We start from the raw sequence: 14,973 nt of genomic DNA, 5'->3' as shown, positions 1-14,973 counted from the left end.
AGGCAAGAGCCCCGCCGGTCACCCGGCGGGGCTCTGTCGTTTTGAGCACGCCATGCGGGCAGCGACTGGGCCTCGAACACCGACCACCGCCCGCGTGGATGGCTTCGGCCATCCACCCTACTCGCTAGGAGCGCGGCACGTACCCGGCCAACGTAGGGTGGAAAACGCGCGCAGCGATTTTCCACGCGGCGCAGATGAACAAGCCGCCCTACCAGTAATTCTCCACCGCCACCTGTCCCGGCCGTCGCGTCAGCGCCAGCTGCAGGTCCCGCGTCTTCAGGACCGCACGGGTATCCTCGATCATCTGTGGATTGCCGCAGAGCATGATCCGCGAATGCTCGGGGCTCAGCGCCAGGCCCGCGGCGCGTTCCAGTTCGCCGGTCTCGATCAGCTGCGTGATGCGCCCGTGCAGCGCACCGGGCACCTGCTCGCGGGTCACCACCGGCAGGTAGGTCAGCTTGTCGCCGAGGCCTTCGAGGTACTCACGCCGCGGCAGGTCGGCGATCAGCTGCTGGTAGGCCAGCTCGCGCTGCTGGCGCACGCTGTAGACCAGCACGATGCGCTCGAAGCGCTGCCAGGCCTCGAAGTCCTGCAGGATCGACAGGAACGGCGCGATGCCGGTGCCGGTGGCCAGCAGCCAGAGATCGCGCCCGTCCGGGAAACGATCCAGGGTGAGAAAGCCGAAGGCCTGCTTCTCGACCAGCAGCTCGTCGCCGACCGAGAGCCGGCTCAACTCGCTGGTGAACTCGCCGTCCGGCACCACGATGGAAAAGAAATCGAGAAACTCGTCGTGCGGCGCGGACACCATCGAGTAGGCGCGCCAGACGATGCAACCACTGGGCTTGCGCACACCGAGCCGGGCGAACTGCCCGGCGGTGAAGCGAAAGCCGGGGTCGCGCGTAGTGCGCAGGGTGAACAGGTTGGGCGTCAGCGTCTGCACTTCGAGCAGCCGCTGGCGGGTGAACTTCTCTTCGCTGGCGGTCATACTTCGCTCCCTCCGAGCGTCTTCGGGCCTCGCCCGTATAGCGTCTTGATACCTCTTTCCGACGTCGACAAACACCGCCAGTTCTCATGCCTATTCTGCAAACGCCCCTCGCCAGCCTCGACCTGATCCGCCAACCGGAGCAGCCCAACGAGCCGCTGCAGGCCTTCGACGCGGCCGACGAATACCTGCTGACGCAGCTGGCCGAACAGCATCTGCCGGGCGAGACCCGGGTACTGGTGCTCAACGATGCCTTCGGTGCGCTGGCCTGTTCGCTCGCCGGGCATGCGCAGGTCACCAGCTGTGGCGACTCGCATCTGGGCTGGCTGGCACTGCAGAAAAACCTTGAGCGCAATGCCCTGGCGACCGACGCAGTGCGCTTCGTACCGGCCAGCGAGACCCCCCGGGGCCCCTTCGATCGCGTACTGATCCGCGTGCCGAAGACCCTGGCGCTGCTCGAGGAACAGCTGATCCGTCTGCACGGCCAGCTCGCCCCCGGCGCCCAGGTGATCGCCGGCGCCATGATCAAGCACCTGCCGCGCGCCGCCGGTGACCTGCTGGAGCGCTACATCGGCCCGGTACAGGCCTCGCTCGCGGTGAAGAAGGCCCGTCTGCTCAGCGCCACGCCAGTCGACCAGCCGGCGCCGGTCTCGCCTTATCCGACGCGCTACCGCCTGGAGCGGCCGCCCATCGAGCTGTCCAATCAGGCCAACCTGTTCTGTCGCGAGGGCCTGGACATCGGCACCCGCGCGTTCCTCCCGCACCTGCCACGGGCCTTGGGCAACCTGCGCGTGGCCGACCTCGGCTGCGGCAACGGTGTGCTCGGCATCGTCTACGCGCTGAGCAATCCGCAGGCCGAGCTGACCCTGGTGGACGAGAGCTACATGGCGGTGCAGTCGGCGCGCGAGAACTGGCAGGCAGTCCACAGCGAACGCCCGGCCGACATCCGCGCCGGCGACGGCCTGGCCGAACAGCCCGCGGCCTCGCTGGATCTGGTCCTGTGCAACCCGCCGTTCCACCAGCAGCAGGTGGTCGGCGATTTCCTCGCCTGGCGCATGTTCACCCAGGCGCGGGCGGCGCTGGCCAAGGGCGGCGAGCTGTGGATCGTCGGCAACCGCCACCTGGGGTACCACCACAAGCTCAAGCGCTTGTTCGGCAAGGTCGAGCAGGTCGCCGCGACGCCCAAGTTCGTCATCCTGCGGGCCATCAAGGGATGAGCGAGGCGGCACCACGGCTGAGCATCGGCCAGTTCGCCGCACGCACCGGGCTGTCGGCCGACACGCTGCGCTACTACGAGAAGATCGGCCTGCTGCGCCACACCGTGCGAGACGCCAGTGGCCGCCGCGTCTACGGCGCGCGCGATGTCGAATGGGTCGGCTTCATCCTGCGCCTGAAGGACACCGGCATGGCGCTCGGCGACATCCTTCGCTACGCCGACCTGCGCGAGCAGGGCGACGCCACGCGCGCCGCCCGCCAGGCGCTGCTCGAGGCCCATGCGCAACGCTTGCAGGCGCGCCTGGCGCGTGACCGCGAGCACCTCGCCGCCCTGCAGGCGAAGATCGAGCTGTACCGCCACCCCACCGACGCTTGACCTGGAGTTCACTCCAGGGCGCAGGCTTTTCGTCATCTACCCCGCAGAGGACGAAAACATGCCCGCATCCACCCGCTACCGCGAAGGCCTGGCCACACTTGAACGCATCGACGGCGAAGCCGGCCGCAAGGTCATCGACAGCCTCCAGGCGATCGCCCCGGACCTGGCCCGCTACGTCATCGAATTTCCCTTCGGCGACATCTACCAGCGGCCCGGCCTCGACCTGGCGCAGCGCGAGCTGGCCACAGTCGCGGCACTGACCGCGCTCGGCCACTGCCAGCCTCAGCTGGCCGTGCATCTGCATGGTGCGCTGAATGTCGGCTGCACCCCCGAGCAGATCATCGAAGTGATCATCCAGATGGCCGTCTATGCCGGTTTTCCCGCTGCGCTCAATGGTATGAGCACCGCCAGGGCGGTGTTTGCCGAGCGCGGCCTGCTCGCCGACAGCGCCGCCTCCGGCTGAACGACCAAATGCGGCCGGCATGCTAGGCTGGCCGGCCCTGCCCTGCCCTGCCGGCGCCCGCCCGATGTCCACGTCCGTCAAACCACTGCTGCGTCAGCAGCGCCCCTTCATTCGCTACTGGTTCGCCCGGGTGTTCACCGCCAGCGGCTTCCAGATGCTGGCCGTGGCTATCGGCTGGCACCTGTACGAACTGACCGGCAGCGTGCTCGACCTCGGCCTCGTCGGCCTGGCCGAGTTCGCCCCGCGGCTGCTGTTCGTTCTCTGGACCGGGCATGTAGCCGACCGCTTCGATCGCCGCCGGGTCGCCGCGCTGTGCCAGGGCCTGCAGGGGCTGATCGCAGTGACCCTGGTGCTTGGCGCCGGCGGGCTGGGCGTGACCCGCGAGATGATCTTCGTGCTCGCCTTCCTGCTCGGCACGGCGCGCGCCTTCGAGGGGCCGGCGACCCAGGCGCTGCTGCCGAGCCTGGTACCGGCGGCGCTGTTCCCGCCGGCCGTCGCCGCCTCGTCATCGGCCATGCAGACCGCGACCATCGTCGCGCCGGCGCTTGGCGGGCTGCTGTTCGCCATTGGCCCGCTGTGGGTCTATGCGCCGGTAGCCGTACTCTTCACCCTGGCCTGCAGCCTGATGCTGAGCCTGCCGGGGCGCCCGGCGCCAGCGAAGCAGAGCGGCCCGGCGATGGACAACCTGCTGGCCGGCATGCGCTTCATCCGCAGCCGCCCGGACATCTTCGGCGCCATCTCGCTGGACATGTTCGCCGTGCTGCTGGGCGGTGCCACCGCGCTGCTGCCGGTATTCGCCAAGGACATCCTGCTGACCGGCCCGTCCGGCCTCGGCCTGTTGCGCGCGGCTCCGGCCGCCGGTGCGCTGCTGATGTCGCTGTGGCTGGCGCGCCACCCGATCAACCGCCAGGTCGGCCGGGTGATGTTCGCCGCGGTCGGGGTGTTCGGCCTGGCGACCATCGCCTTTGGCCTGTCGACCTCGTTCTGGCTGTCGCTGGGGGTGCTGGTGGTGCTCGGCGCGGCGGACATGATCAGCATGGTGATTCGCGGCGCCTTCGTGCAGCTGGAGACGCCCGACGCCATGCGCGGCCGGGTCAGCGCGGTCAACGGGCTGTTCATCGGCGCCTCCAACCAGCTCGGCGAATTCGAGTCCGGCCTGACCGCACACCTGTTCGGCACCGTGCCGGCGGTGGTGATCGGCGGCGCCGGCACGCTGCTGGTCACCGGCGCCTGGATGAAGCTGTTCCCGACGCTGGCCAACCGCGACCGGCTGCACCGCGAGCCCGACTGAGCGGCGCGGGCAACGCCCGTGCGCGCTCCGCTAAAGCAGCTTGTCGAGGGTGATCGGCAGTTCGCGCACGCGCTTGCCGGTGGCATGGTAGATGGCATTGGCCACCGCTGCGGCGACCCCGACGATGCCGATCTCGCCGACGCCCTTGGAGCCCAGGTCGTTGACCACGCTGTCGTGCTCCTCGACGAAGATCACGTCGATCTCCGGAATATCGGCGTTCACCGGCAGGTGATACTCGGCCAGGTTGTGATTCATGTAGCGCCCCAGGCGATGGTCGATCAGCGTTTCCTCGTGCAGCGCCTGGCCGATGCCCCAGACCACCCCGCCAACGATCTGGTTGCCCGCGGTCTTCGGATTGACCACACGCCCGGCGGCCACCGCGCTGACCACCCGGCTGACCTTCACCGTGCCCAGCGCTTCATCCACCCGCACCTCGACGAACACCGCCGAGTGCGTGCCGGTCGCCCAGTTCTTGCGCTGCTCGCCGGGCTCGACGCGCACCTCGGCGTCCAGCGCCCCGCTGACCTCGACGATGCGCTCGAGTTCGACCGCCGAATACGGCGGGCGCTTGAGGCGCATGCTGCCGTTGCTGAAGGCGACATCGTCGATGCCGGCGCCGGTGAACGGCGAGGCCGGTGACTGCTGGGCGGCATCGAGCAGCTTCTGCCGCAGCGCCAGGCAGGCCTGGTGCACCGCGCTGCCCACCGAGGAAACGGTCGCCGAGCCACCTTCGAGCGGTGCCTGCGGCAGGCTCGAGTCCCCCAGGCGGAAGTCGACCCGCTCCATCGGCAGGCCGAGCGCGGCCGCGGCGATCTGGGTCATCGCCGTGTAGGTGCCGGTACCGATATCCGCCGTGGCGCTGCTGACCTGCAGGCGGCCATCGGCATCGATGCAGGCCCGTGCGCTGGCGGGCATCTGCAGCGCCTCCCAGACGCCGGTGGCCATGCCCATGCCGATCAGCTGGTCGCCGTCGCGCAGGCTGCGCGGGGCCGCCGGCCGGCGCGACCAACCGAAGCGCTCGGCACCCTGCGAATAGCAGGCACGCAGCTCCTTGCTCGAATAGCGCTTGCCCTGGTTGCCGTTGAGCTCGCTGTAGTTGCGCAGGCGCAGTTCCAGCGGGTCGACGCCCGCCGCATAGGCCAGCTCGTCCATCGCGCACTCGAGGGCGAAGACGCCGATCGCCGCGCCGGGGGCGCGCATATCCAGCGGCGTGTAGACGTCCAGCGAAGCGAGCCGGTAGCCCAGCTGCACGTTGTCGCAGGCGTAGAGCATGCCCGACCAGTCCACCTCGTGCTCGGTGAAGTCCTCGAAGCTCGAGGTCTGGCCGATGGCCTGGTGCGCCAGCGCCTGCAGACGGCCATCGCGATCGGCGCCAAGGCTCAGGCGCTGCAGCGTGCGTGGCCGATAGCCAAAGGTGAACATCTGCTGGCGGGTCAGCTCCACGCGCACCGAGCGATGCAGCTTGAGCGCCGCCATCACGGCCAGCGGCAGCTGGTACTGCGGGCGCAGGCCCGAGCCGAAGGCACCCCCGACGAAAGGCGCGAGCACGCGGATCCGCCCCTGCATGCCGAACACCTTTTCCAAGTAGCGCTGGCAGTTCTGCACGCCCTGGGTCTTGTCGTGCACCAGCAGCTCGCCGTCGGGCTGGTAGAACACCGTGGACGCGTGGGTTTCCATCGGGTTGTGATGTTCGACCGGGGTCTGGTACTCGCACTCGACGCGCACCGGCGCGACGGCAAAGGCACCGGCGAAATCGCCGCGCGGCTCCGGCGGCGGCTCGGGGGCCTCGTGCGCCTGCTCGCTGACGGCCAGCAGGTCGGTCTGATGCGGCTCCTGGCGGTACTCGATGCGCACCTGCGACGCCGCATGTCGCGCCAGTTCGCGCGTTTCGGCGACGACCAGCGCGAGCGGCTGGCCGTTGTACAGCACGCGGTCGTTGAACAGCGGGCGAAACGGCGAACCATCGGCGGCATCGTCGTCCTGGTAGGGCTTGTCGTAGCTGGCGACCGGCGGGCGGTTCTCGTGCGTCAGCACCAGCACGACGCCATCGAGCGCCTCGGCCTCGCGGGTATCGATGCGCAGCACCTGGCCGCGGGCGATGCTGCTGCAGACCACCACGCCATGCAGCAGGCCCGGCGTATCGAATTCGGCGGCGTAGCGCGCCTGGCCGGTTACCTTCAGCGGTCCATCGACCCGGGCCAGGGGCTGACCGACGGGTGCGGCGAGGGTATTCATCGCGGGGTTCCTCCTGCGGCTTCGCCGAGCGCGCGAACGATCGCGCGCCGGGCCAGTTCGATCTTGAAGGCGTTGCCGGCCAGGGGCTGTGCGCCCTGCAGCAGGCGCTCGGCGGCCTCGGCAAAGGCCGCCGGTTCGGCCCGGCGACCGCAGAGCAGTTGCTCGGCCTCGATCACGCGCCATGGCTTGTGCGCCACACCGCCCAGGGCGATGTGCGCGCCGCGGATCTGCTCGCCGTCGAGATCCAGCGCGGCGGCCACCGAGACCAGCGCGAACGCATAGGACGCGCGGTCGCGCAGCTTGAGGTAGGCGCTGTGGTTGGCGTAGCCCTGCGCGGGCAGCTCGACGGCCGTGATCAGCTCGCGCTCATCGAGGTTGTTGTCGCGCCAGGGTTCGTCGCCCGGCAGGCGGTGGAAGTCGGCGAAATCGATGCGCCGCTTGCCCTGCGGGCCCTGGGTATGAACCTGCGCGCCCAGCGCCGCCAGCGCCACGCAGAGGTCGGACGGATGCACCGCCACGCAGGCCTCGCTGGCGCCGAGGATCGCGTGCATGCGGTTGAGGCCGTCGCGCGCCGGGCAGCCGCTGCCCGGTTCGCGTTTGTTGCAGGGTGTCTGCGCGTCGTAGAAGTAGTAGCAGCGGGTGCGCTGCAGCAGGTTGCCGCCGGTGCTGGCCATGTTGCGCAGCTGCGGCGAGGCGCCGGCGAGGATCGCCTTGGCCACCAGCGGGTAGCGCGCCTCGATGCGCGGGTCCCAGGCCAGCTCGGCATTGCCGACCAGCGCGCCGATCAGCAGGCCGCCTTCGGGCGTCGGCGTGATCTCGCGCAACGGCAGGCGGTTGATGTCGATCAGCCGGCGCGGGTGCAGCACGTTTTCCTTCATCAGGTCGAGCAGGTTGGTGCCGCCGGCGATGAAGCGGCTGTCCGGGCCGATCAGCGCGAGCGCCTCGTCGATCGCCTCGGGGCGGTGATAGCTGAACGGCGTCATGTGTCGCCTCCCTGGCCGCGCAGGGTCGGCAGTGCGTCCTCGATGGCGGCGAGGATGTTTGGATAGGCGCCGCAGCGGCACAGGTTGCCGCTCATCTGCTCGCGCAGCTCGTCGCGGGTCCGGGCCCGGTTCTCGTTGGCCAAGCCTACCGCCGAGCAGATCTGCCCGGGCGTGCAATAGCCGCACTGAAAGGCATCGTGGCGAACGAAGGCGGCCTGCATCGGGTGCAGCGCGTCTTCGTCGGCCAGGCCTTCGATGGTGGTCACCTGCGCGCCGTCCTGCATCACCGCCAGGCTCAGGCAGCTATTGATGCGGTGGCCGTCGACAAGCACGGTGCAGGCGCCGCACTGGCCGTGGTCGCAGCCCTTCTTCGTGCCGGTCAGGCCCAGGTGGTCGCGGAGCAGGTCGAGCAGGGTGGTCCAGGGCTGGACATCGAGCTCGCGGCGTTCGCCGTTCAGCTCGAGCGTGATGTGGCAGGCGGCGGGTGCGCCTGCCTCGGGGAGGTTCTGGCTCATGGCAGCCTCACGGTCAGGTGGCTCAAGGGCGGCATCCGTGCATCTGGGGTTACGACCGGCCGCGCGCATCCATCGTTCAGCGGCTTCGTCGACCGCTCAGGCACAGCGCTGCGCAAGCGTCTCGCCGGCCCCGTTGCGAATGGCCACGACCTGCGCCATCAGCGACAGCGCGATCTCCGCCGGCGTGCGGCTGCCGATGGCCAGGCCGATCGGCCCATGCAGCCGCGCCACGGCGCTCGCCTGCAGGCCCAGCGCGAGCAAGCGCTCCTTGCGGGCCTCGCTGTTGCGCCGCGAGCCCAGGGCGCCGACGTAGAACGCCGCCGAGTCGAGCGCGGTGAGCAGCGCCATGTCGTCCAGCCGCGGGTCGTGGGTCAGTGCGACGATGGCGGTGTGGGCGTCCGGCTCGATCGCCGCCACCGCGTCGTCCGGCATGCCCGAAACGAAGCGTACCGCCGCCGGCCAGTCATGCCGGTAACCGGGCCGCGGGTCGCAGATCAGCACCTCGAAGCCGAGCCCCAGGGCGAGCTCGGCGGTGTAGCGCGACAGTTGCCCGGCACCGATCAGCAGCAGCCGCCAGGCCGGGCCGAACGGAGCCTGCAGGGTCTGGCCGTCGAAGCGCAGTTGCGTCTGGACATCGGCCGGCAGCAGCTCGACCCGGCCGCTCTGCAGGTCCAGCCGCCGCAGCACGCGCTGGTGCGCCGAACAGCGCGCAAGCAGCTCGTCGAGCCAGGCGACCGTGCGTAGCGGCTCCTGCACCAGGCGCAGGGTGCCGCCACAGGGCAGGCCGAAGCGCGCCGATTCCTCCTTGCTGACGCCGTAGGTGATGAGCTCGCAGCGCTGTCGTTCGGGCGCGTCGCCGATACGTGCCAGCAGATCGTCCTCGACGCAGCCGCCGGATACCGAGCCTTCCACCCGGCCGTCCTCGCGCAGCGCCAGCAGGGAGCCGACCGGCCGCGGCGCGCTGCCCCAGGTCTCGACCACGGTGTAGAGCCATACCTGCCGACCGTCGCCCAGCCACTGCCGGGCGCGGCGCAGGACGGCGAGATCCACGCTGTCCATTCCCACTCCTGTCTCGATCATGGCCGGCGGTTGTCGGCCTGTCTTGACTGACTGGACGCCAGGCGGGTTGGTTCGCCGTAGCCGGGCCGGGGTGTGCTGGCGTGACGAACTCCTGCCGACGAGCGGTGTTCTACAGAAGGTCCCGGACGGCCGCGCCCGCCGTCCCCGCCACGATTCGACGTCCAGGAGCCCGGATGCCCTCCTCTTCCTCCGTCCGACCGCTGCACCGCTGGCTTGCGCTGCTGCCCTGCCTGCTGGTGCTCGGCGGCTGTGCCGATGACAGCGAGCCGGCCGCGCAGCCCCCGCGGGTGGCGATCGTCGAGCCGCTGCAGCCCGCCCGCCCGGCGCCCGAACCGTTGCGTTTCGCCGGCGTGGTGCAGAGCGTGACCAGCACCCAGCTGTCGTTCGAGGTGCCCGGCCGCATCGAGCGCATCGCCGTCGACGAAGGCACGCACGTCAAGCGCGGCCAGCTGCTGGCCGAACTCGACCGCACCGACTACCAGCTGCAGCTGCGCGAGGCGAAGGCACGCCTGGCCCAGCTGGAGGCGGACCTGGCGCGCAAGCGCGAGCTGCTCGCCGAGGGCATCCTCGCCCCGGCGGCCGTCGAGCCGCTGCAGGCCAACACCGTGGCGGCGCGCGTGGCGCGCGACAGTGCCTTGCGCGACCTGGCTCGCACGCGCCTGAAGGCACCGTTCGACGGCGTCATCGCCCGCCGCCTCGTCGAGCCGGACATGGTCGTCGCGGTTGGCACCCCGGTGTTCGCCATGCAGGACAACGGCCACGTCGAGGTCGCCGTCGACCTCCCGGAAAATGCCGCGCTGAGCCTGCCGCTCGGCCCCGAGCTGGAGGCCGAGGGCCAACTGGTGATCGCCGATCTCAGCCTGCCGCTGCGCTACAAGGAACACAGCACGCAACCGCAGGAGGGCGCACGCACCTACCGCCTGATCCTGCAGGGCGACTCGCCTGAGGAGGTCAACGTGTTGCCCGGCATGGCCATGCGCGTCGAGCTGGTCCGCCCGGTGGCGCTGCAGGCACCGCTGCCGGAGCATTTCCGCGTACCACTGGCGGCGCTGCAGACCGCCAGCGACGGCAGCCACTACCTATGGTTCGCCGCCGACGGCCGCGCCCGCCGGCATCGCGTACAGCTGCAGGCGATCGAGCAGGGCGATGCGCTGGTCGCCGGCGACGGGCTCGAGGGTGGGCGCCCACTGGTCGTCGCCGGCGCCAGCAAGCTGCATGAGGGCCAGGCCATCGAAGCGCGGCAGCGGAACTGAGCCGATGGATTTCGCCCGTTACGCGATCACTCGCGCGGTCAACGTCTGGATACTGGTGCTCACCTGCCTGGTCGGCGGCGTGGTGGCGTTCTTCGAGATCGGCCGCCTGGAAGACCCCGAGTTCACCATCAAGGAAGCGGTGATCAACACCCAGTACCCCGGCGCCAGCGCGCTGGAGGTCGAGCAACAGGTCACCGAGACGCTTGAGAGCGCCATCCAGCAGATGTCGCAGGTCAAGGAGATCCGCTCGCGGTCGATGCCGGAACTCTCCGAAATCCGCGTGGAAATCCAGGATCGCTATGCCGGCGATGCCCTGCCGCAGATCTGGGACGAGCTGCGCAACAAGGTCGGCGACGCCCAGGGCGACCTGCCCTCCGGCGCGCGCCCACCACAGGTCAACGACGACTTCGGCGATGTCTACGGCATCTTCTATGCACTGACCGGCGAAGGCATGACACCGCACGAGCTGCACGAACTGGCCAAGGAACTGCGCCGCAGCCTGCTGGCCACCGACGGCGTGGGCAAGGTCGAGATCGCCGGCGTGCAGGAAGAGCAGATCGTCGTCCAGGTCAACCAGGCGCAGCTCGCCGCGCTGCGCATCGGCCCCGACGAGATCGCCGCGGCCCTGGCCGATGCCGACGCTGCGGTCGAAGCCGGCGGCGTGAAGAGCGGGCAGTTCTTCCTGCGCCTGCGCCCCAGCGGCGCCTTCGACTCGCTCGACGAGCTGCGCGCGCTGCCGGTCGGCCAGGGCGACGGGCGGGTCGATCTGGGCAGCATCGCCAGCATTCGCCGCGATTATGCCGAGCGCCCGCGGCAGATCATCCGGCACAACGGCGAGCCGGCGCTGACGCTGGGCATCAGCGGCATTTCCGGGAGCAACATCGTCAAGGTCGGCGAACGCGTCGAGGCCACGCTGGAAGCCATCCACTACCGCATGCCGGTCGGCGCCGAACTGCACCCGCTGTATCAGCAGCACCGCATCGTCGATGAATCGGTCAACAGCTTCGCGCTGAACGTCTTCCTCTCGGTGGCCATCGTGGTCGGCGTGCTGTGCCTGGCGATGGGCCTGCGCGCCGGCGCGATCATCGGTGCGGTGCTGTTTCTCACGGTGCTCGGCACGCTGTTCGTCATGTGGCTAGCCGGCATCGAGCTCGAACGCATCTCGCTGGGCGCGCTGATCATCGCCATGGGCATGCTGGTGGACAACGCGGTGGTGGTCTGCGATGGCATGCTGATCCAGCAGCGACGCGGGCAGAGCATTCTGCAGGCCGCACAGCAGACGCTGCGCCAGACCCAGTGGGCGCTGCTCGGCTCGACCATCATCGGCATCCTGGCCTTTGCCGGCATCGGCCTGTCGCAGGACACCACCGGCGAGTTTCTCTTCTCGCTGTTCTTCGTCATCGCCGTCTCGCTGCTGCTGAGCTGGCTGCTGGCGCTGCTGGCGGTCCCGCTGTTCGGTCACTACCTGCTCGAGTCGCGCCAGCCAGACAGCAGCAAGGAACCCGACGAGCCCTACCACGGCCCGCTCTACGACCGCTTCCGCCGGCTGGTGCGGGGCGTGCTGCGGCACGCCTGGCTGACGGTCGCGGTGCTGGTCGGCCTGACCGCGCTCAGCCTGTTCGGCTTCACCCGCCTGCCGCAGAGCTTCTTTCCGCCGTCGAGCACACCGATCTTCTACGTCAACCTGTTCCTCCCCCAGGGCACCCATATCCGCGAGACCAGCCGCACCGCCGAGGAGGTCGGCCAGTACCTGGCCGGGCTCGACGGCGTCACCGACGTTTCCACTTTCGTCGGCGCCGGCGCCTCGCGCTTCATGCTCACCTACATGCCCGAGCAGCCGAACTCGGCGTTGATGCACTTTCTGGTGCGCACCCGCGACGCCGAACGCATCGAGGGCCTGGTGCGCGAGATCAACGATCGCCTGCCGCGTCGCTACCCCTCGGCGGACGTCGCGGCCATGCAGCTCATGTTCGGCCCCAACGCCGAATCCAAGCTGGAGGCCCGCATCAGCGGGCCGGACATCGCCACCCTGCGCGCCCTGTCGAACGAGGGCCAGCGCCGGCTCGAGGAGCAGGGCCGGGTGTTCAACATCCGCGACAACTGGCGCCAGCCGGTGCCGGTCCTGCAGCCCCGCCTGGCCCTCGACCGGCTGGCCGATGCCGGCCTGACGCGCCAGGCGGTCGCGCGCTCGCTGTCGGTGGCCAGCGAGGGCCAGCAGGTAAGCCAGCTGCGCGAGCGCGACGAGCTGGTGCCGATCCTGCTGCGCGCGGCGCCGGAAGACCGCGCCAGCGACGACGACCTCTTGCAACGCCTGATCTGGAGCCCGGCGAGCGCGCGCTACGTGCCACTGGCCCAGGTCGCCGACGGCGTCGAGCCGGTCACCGAGAACACCCTCATCGGCCGCTACGACCGGGTGCGCACCATTGCCATCCGCGCCGAGCCGCTGGACGGCGAAAACACCAACGCCGCCCATCAGCGTATTCGTCCGCTGATCGAGAGCCTCGACCTGCCGCCGGACTACCGCCTGGAATGGGGTGGCGACTACGAGCAGTCCAGCGAGGCGCAGCAGGCGCTGGCCAGCACGCTGGCCACGCCGTACCTGGCCATGGTGCTGGTCACCGTGTTGCTGTTCGCCCGCGTGCGCCAGCCGCTGATGATCTGGCTGGTGGTGCCGATGGCCATCTGCGGGGTGACCTTCGGCCTGCTGGTCACCGGTCAGTCGTTCGGCTTCATGGCCCTGCTCGGCCTGCTCAGCCTGACCGGCATGCTGATCAAGAATGCGGTGGTGCTGGTCGACGAGATCGATCGGCAGATCGACGACCAGGTGCCGCGCCTGACCGCCATCGTCGAAGCCTCCGCCTCGCGCCTGCGCCCGGTGGTAATGGCTGCCGGCACCACGGTGGCGGGCATGATCCCGCTGCTGTTCGACCCGTTCTTCGCCAACATGGCCGTCACCATCATGGGTGGCCTGAGCTTCGCGACGCTGCTGACCCTGCTCGCCGTGCCCTGCCTGTACCTGCTGTTCATGCGCGTGCGCGCGGAGGAAACCGCATGATGGCTCGCACTGCCCTATCCGCCGTGCTGGCGGCCACGCTGGCGCTTGCTGCCTGCTCGAGCGTCCCGCCGCAACCGCCGCCCGAGCTTCCACCCGAGTGGTTCGGCCCGGCCTCGGCCGCTCCGCTCGATGAGCAGGCGCTGGCCGACTGGTGGCAGCGCTTCGACGACCCGCAGCTGAGCGCCGTGGTGCAGCGCGCCATGCAGCGCAACCATGACGTGCGCCTGGCCATGCAGCGGGTCGAGGCGGCACGCGCGCAGCTGCGCCAGTCGCGCGCCGGGCTGTTCCCGACCTTCGACCTGCCCGGCTCGGCCAGCCGGCAATGGATCGAGAACGATCAGCAGGCGCCGGCCGAAGGCCCGCTCGCCGAGATCGTGCCGGACGACGACTGGATCAGCTTCGACAGCTGGGAGCTGGCCCTGCAGGCCACCTGGGAGCTCGACCTGTTCGGCGCCACCCGAGCCCGCAGCGAGGCCGCCGGCCAGGCGTTGCGCTCGGCCCAGGCGCAGGCGGTCGCCGCCCGCCTGGCGGTGGCCGCCAACGCCGCGCAGGGCTACCTGCAGTTGCGGGCGCTGGCGGCGCAGCGCGCCTTGCTGGTCGAGGCCATCGCCATTGCCCGCGAACTCGAGCGCATCGCCGGGCTGCTGTTCCATGCCGGCGAAGTGACCCGCCTGGACGTCGAGGCCACCGCGGCGGAGCGCGCCGGGCTTGAAGCCGAGCTCGGCGCGCTGGAGATCGACCTGGCCGAAGCCGGGCTCGCACTCGACACGCTGCTGGCCGAGCCACCGGGCAGCCATGCCGCACGCCTGGCCGAGCCGGCGCCGATCCCGCTGGCGCAGGACCCCATCCCGGCCGGCCAACCGATCGACCTGCTGCGCCGACGGCCGGACCTGATCGCCGAGGCGGCACGCCTGCGCGGCAGCGAACTGGAGGCGCTGGCGGCACGCCGCGACCTGTTCCCGACCCTGGCCGTACAGGCCGCGGTCGGCCGTTCGGGGCTGGCCCTGGGGGACGCGATTTCCAGCGCGTCGAACTTCGCCCGGGTCGGCGCGACCTTTGGCCTGCCGTTTCTCGACTACCGCCGACGCGGCGCGGCCATCGACCTGGCCGATGTCGAGAACCGCAGCGCCTACATCGGTTTCGAGCAGGCCCTGGCCGAGGCGCTGGAAGAGGTCGAGCGCGCGCTGGCGCGGATCGACGGGCAGACCCGGCGGCACGCCGCGCTCGAACGCACCCTGGCGTATCGCCAGCGCACCTATGCCCTGGCCCAGCGCAGCTACCGGGTCGGCGAGGTGAACCTCAGCGAAGTGCTCGACGCCCAGCGCGGCGCGCTCCAGGCGCGCCAGCGCGCGGTCGCCGGGCGCTCGGCGCTGGCCACCGCCCAGGTCGCCCTGTTCGTCGCGCTGGGGGGCGGTTGGACGGGCGCGAGCGAGGGCCCCGCGCACGCCGGAGACGACTGATCGGCTGCGACGCTCGCGGCGCTGCACCGCTACCGGCTGGCGGTGTAATATCCGCGGCTTTTGCC

12 protein-coding genes are annotated in these 14,973 nt (G+C 70.3%); 7 read left to right on the top strand and 5 right to left on the bottom strand.

What is annotated here, in order from left to right; genetic code table 11:
• Positions 1 to 208 precede the first annotated feature (208 nt).
• Positions 209 to 985, bottom strand: coding sequence for a ferredoxin--NADP reductase (locus CL52_RS03880; RefSeq protein WP_043218632.1), 777 nt, complete (start codon positions 983 to 985; stop codon positions 209 to 211).
• Positions 986 to 1,071: 86 nt separating this feature from the next.
• On the opposite strand from CL52_RS03880, the gene CL52_RS03875 reads away from it, so the two are divergent.
• The 4 genes from CL52_RS03875 (at position 1,072) to CL52_RS03860 (ending at position 4,327) form a co-directional block, all read left to right on the top strand.
• Positions 1,072 to 2,199 (top strand): methyltransferase, encoded by a 1,128-nt coding sequence (locus CL52_RS03875; protein ID WP_043218629.1) that lies wholly within the window; start codon positions 1,072 to 1,074, stop codon positions 2,197 to 2,199.
• Positions 2,196 to 2,573: a MerR family transcriptional regulator gene (locus CL52_RS03870; protein ID WP_080773309.1), complete on the top strand. Its 378-nt coding sequence runs from the start codon at positions 2,196 to 2,198 to the stop codon at positions 2,571 to 2,573. The genes CL52_RS03875 and CL52_RS03870 overlap by 4 nt, the downstream gene beginning before the upstream one ends.
• Before the next feature lie 58 nt (positions 2,574 to 2,631).
• Positions 2,632 to 3,036: a carboxymuconolactone decarboxylase family protein gene (locus CL52_RS03865; protein WP_043218627.1), complete on the top strand. Its 405-nt coding sequence runs from the start codon at positions 2,632 to 2,634 to the stop codon at positions 3,034 to 3,036.
• 64 nt (positions 3,037 to 3,100) lie between these two features.
• Positions 3,101 to 4,327: an MFS transporter gene (locus CL52_RS03860; RefSeq protein WP_043222928.1), complete on the top strand. Its 1,227-nt coding sequence runs from the start codon at positions 3,101 to 3,103 to the stop codon at positions 4,325 to 4,327.
• Between the two features lie 30 nt (positions 4,328 to 4,357).
• Here CL52_RS03860 and CL52_RS03855 read toward each other — a convergent pair whose 3' ends face one another.
• From CL52_RS03855 to CL52_RS03840, 4 genes are all read right to left on the bottom strand, one after another.
• Entirely contained in the window at positions 4,358 to 6,562 is a 2,205-nt protein-coding gene (locus CL52_RS03855) for a xanthine dehydrogenase family protein molybdopterin-binding subunit (protein WP_043218624.1), read from the bottom strand.
• Positions 6,559 to 7,545 carry an FAD binding domain-containing protein gene (locus tag CL52_RS03850; RefSeq protein ID WP_043218622.1) on the bottom strand — a complete coding sequence of 329 codons (987 nt, stop codon included), beginning with the start codon at positions 7,543 to 7,545 and terminating at the stop codon, positions 6,559 to 6,561. The genes CL52_RS03855 and CL52_RS03850 overlap by 4 nt, the downstream gene beginning before the upstream one ends.
• Positions 7,542 to 8,060: a (2Fe-2S)-binding protein gene (locus CL52_RS03845; protein WP_043218620.1), complete on the bottom strand. Its 519-nt coding sequence runs from the start codon at positions 8,058 to 8,060 to the stop codon at positions 7,542 to 7,544. The genes CL52_RS03850 and CL52_RS03845 overlap by 4 nt, the downstream gene beginning before the upstream one ends.
• 96 nt (positions 8,061 to 8,156) lie before the next feature.
• Positions 8,157 to 9,119, bottom strand: coding sequence for an XdhC family protein (locus CL52_RS03840; protein ID WP_043218618.1), 963 nt, complete (start codon positions 9,117 to 9,119; stop codon positions 8,157 to 8,159).
• A 194-nt stretch (positions 9,120 to 9,313) separates the two neighbouring features.
• On the opposite strand from CL52_RS03840, the gene CL52_RS03830 reads away from it, so the two are divergent.
• The 3 genes from CL52_RS03830 to CL52_RS03820 are packed head-to-tail and all read left to right on the top strand — an operon-like array spanning position 9,314 to position 14,908.
• Positions 9,314 to 10,393 carry an efflux RND transporter periplasmic adaptor subunit gene (locus CL52_RS03830; protein ID WP_041103758.1) on the top strand — a complete coding sequence of 360 codons (1,080 nt, stop codon included), beginning with the start codon at positions 9,314 to 9,316 and terminating at the stop codon, positions 10,391 to 10,393.
• A 4-nt stretch (positions 10,394 to 10,397) separates the two neighbouring features.
• Entirely contained in the window at positions 10,398 to 13,448 is a 3,051-nt protein-coding gene (locus CL52_RS03825; RefSeq protein WP_043218614.1) for an efflux RND transporter permease subunit, read from the top strand.
• Complete coding sequence (locus tag CL52_RS03820) at positions 13,448 to 14,908, top strand: efflux transporter outer membrane subunit (RefSeq protein ID WP_043222926.1); 1,461 nt, start codon at positions 13,448 to 13,450, stop codon at positions 14,906 to 14,908. Before CL52_RS03825 ends, CL52_RS03820 begins: the two co-directional genes overlap by 1 nt.
• Positions 14,909 to 14,973: the final 65 nt, after the last annotated feature.

The sequence above is a fragment of the Stutzerimonas balearica DSM 6083 genome (genome assembly GCF_000818015.1).
In the GTDB taxonomy this organism is placed as follows: Bacteria; Pseudomonadota; Gammaproteobacteria; order Pseudomonadales; family Pseudomonadaceae; genus Stutzerimonas; species Stutzerimonas balearica.
This window is presented reverse-complemented; position numbering and strand designations above follow the sequence as displayed.

Coding starts and splice junctions, on each gene's coding strand:
- CL52_RS03830 (WP_041103758.1), top strand. CDS start 9,314: ATGCCCTCCTCTTCCTCCGTCCGACCGCTGCACCGCTGGCTTGCGCTG.
- CL52_RS03880 (WP_043218632.1), bottom strand. CDS start 985: ATGACCGCCAGCGAAGAGAAGTTCACCCGCCAGCGGCTGCTCGAAGTG.
- CL52_RS03865 (WP_043218627.1), top strand. CDS start 2,632: ATGCCCGCATCCACCCGCTACCGCGAAGGCCTGGCCACACTTGAACGC.
- CL52_RS03855 (WP_043218624.1), bottom strand. CDS start 6,562: ATGAATACCCTCGCCGCACCCGTCGGTCAGCCCCTGGCCCGGGTCGAT.
- CL52_RS03875 (WP_043218629.1), top strand. CDS start 1,072: ATGCCTATTCTGCAAACGCCCCTCGCCAGCCTCGACCTGATCCGCCAA.
- CL52_RS03820 (WP_043222926.1), top strand. CDS start 13,448: ATGGCTCGCACTGCCCTATCCGCCGTGCTGGCGGCCACGCTGGCGCTT.
- CL52_RS03870 (WP_080773309.1), top strand. CDS start 2,196: ATGAGCGAGGCGGCACCACGGCTGAGCATCGGCCAGTTCGCCGCACGC.
- CL52_RS03845 (WP_043218620.1), bottom strand. CDS start 8,060: ATGAGCCAGAACCTCCCCGAGGCAGGCGCACCCGCCGCCTGCCACATC.
- CL52_RS03825 (WP_043218614.1), top strand. CDS start 10,398: ATGGATTTCGCCCGTTACGCGATCACTCGCGCGGTCAACGTCTGGATA.
- CL52_RS03860 (WP_043222928.1), top strand. CDS start 3,101: ATGTCCACGTCCGTCAAACCACTGCTGCGTCAGCAGCGCCCCTTCATT.
- CL52_RS03850 (WP_043218622.1), bottom strand. CDS start 7,545: ATGACGCCGTTCAGCTATCACCGCCCCGAGGCGATCGACGAGGCGCTC.
- CL52_RS03840 (WP_043218618.1), bottom strand. CDS start 9,119: ATGGACAGCGTGGATCTCGCCGTCCTGCGCCGCGCCCGGCAGTGGCTG.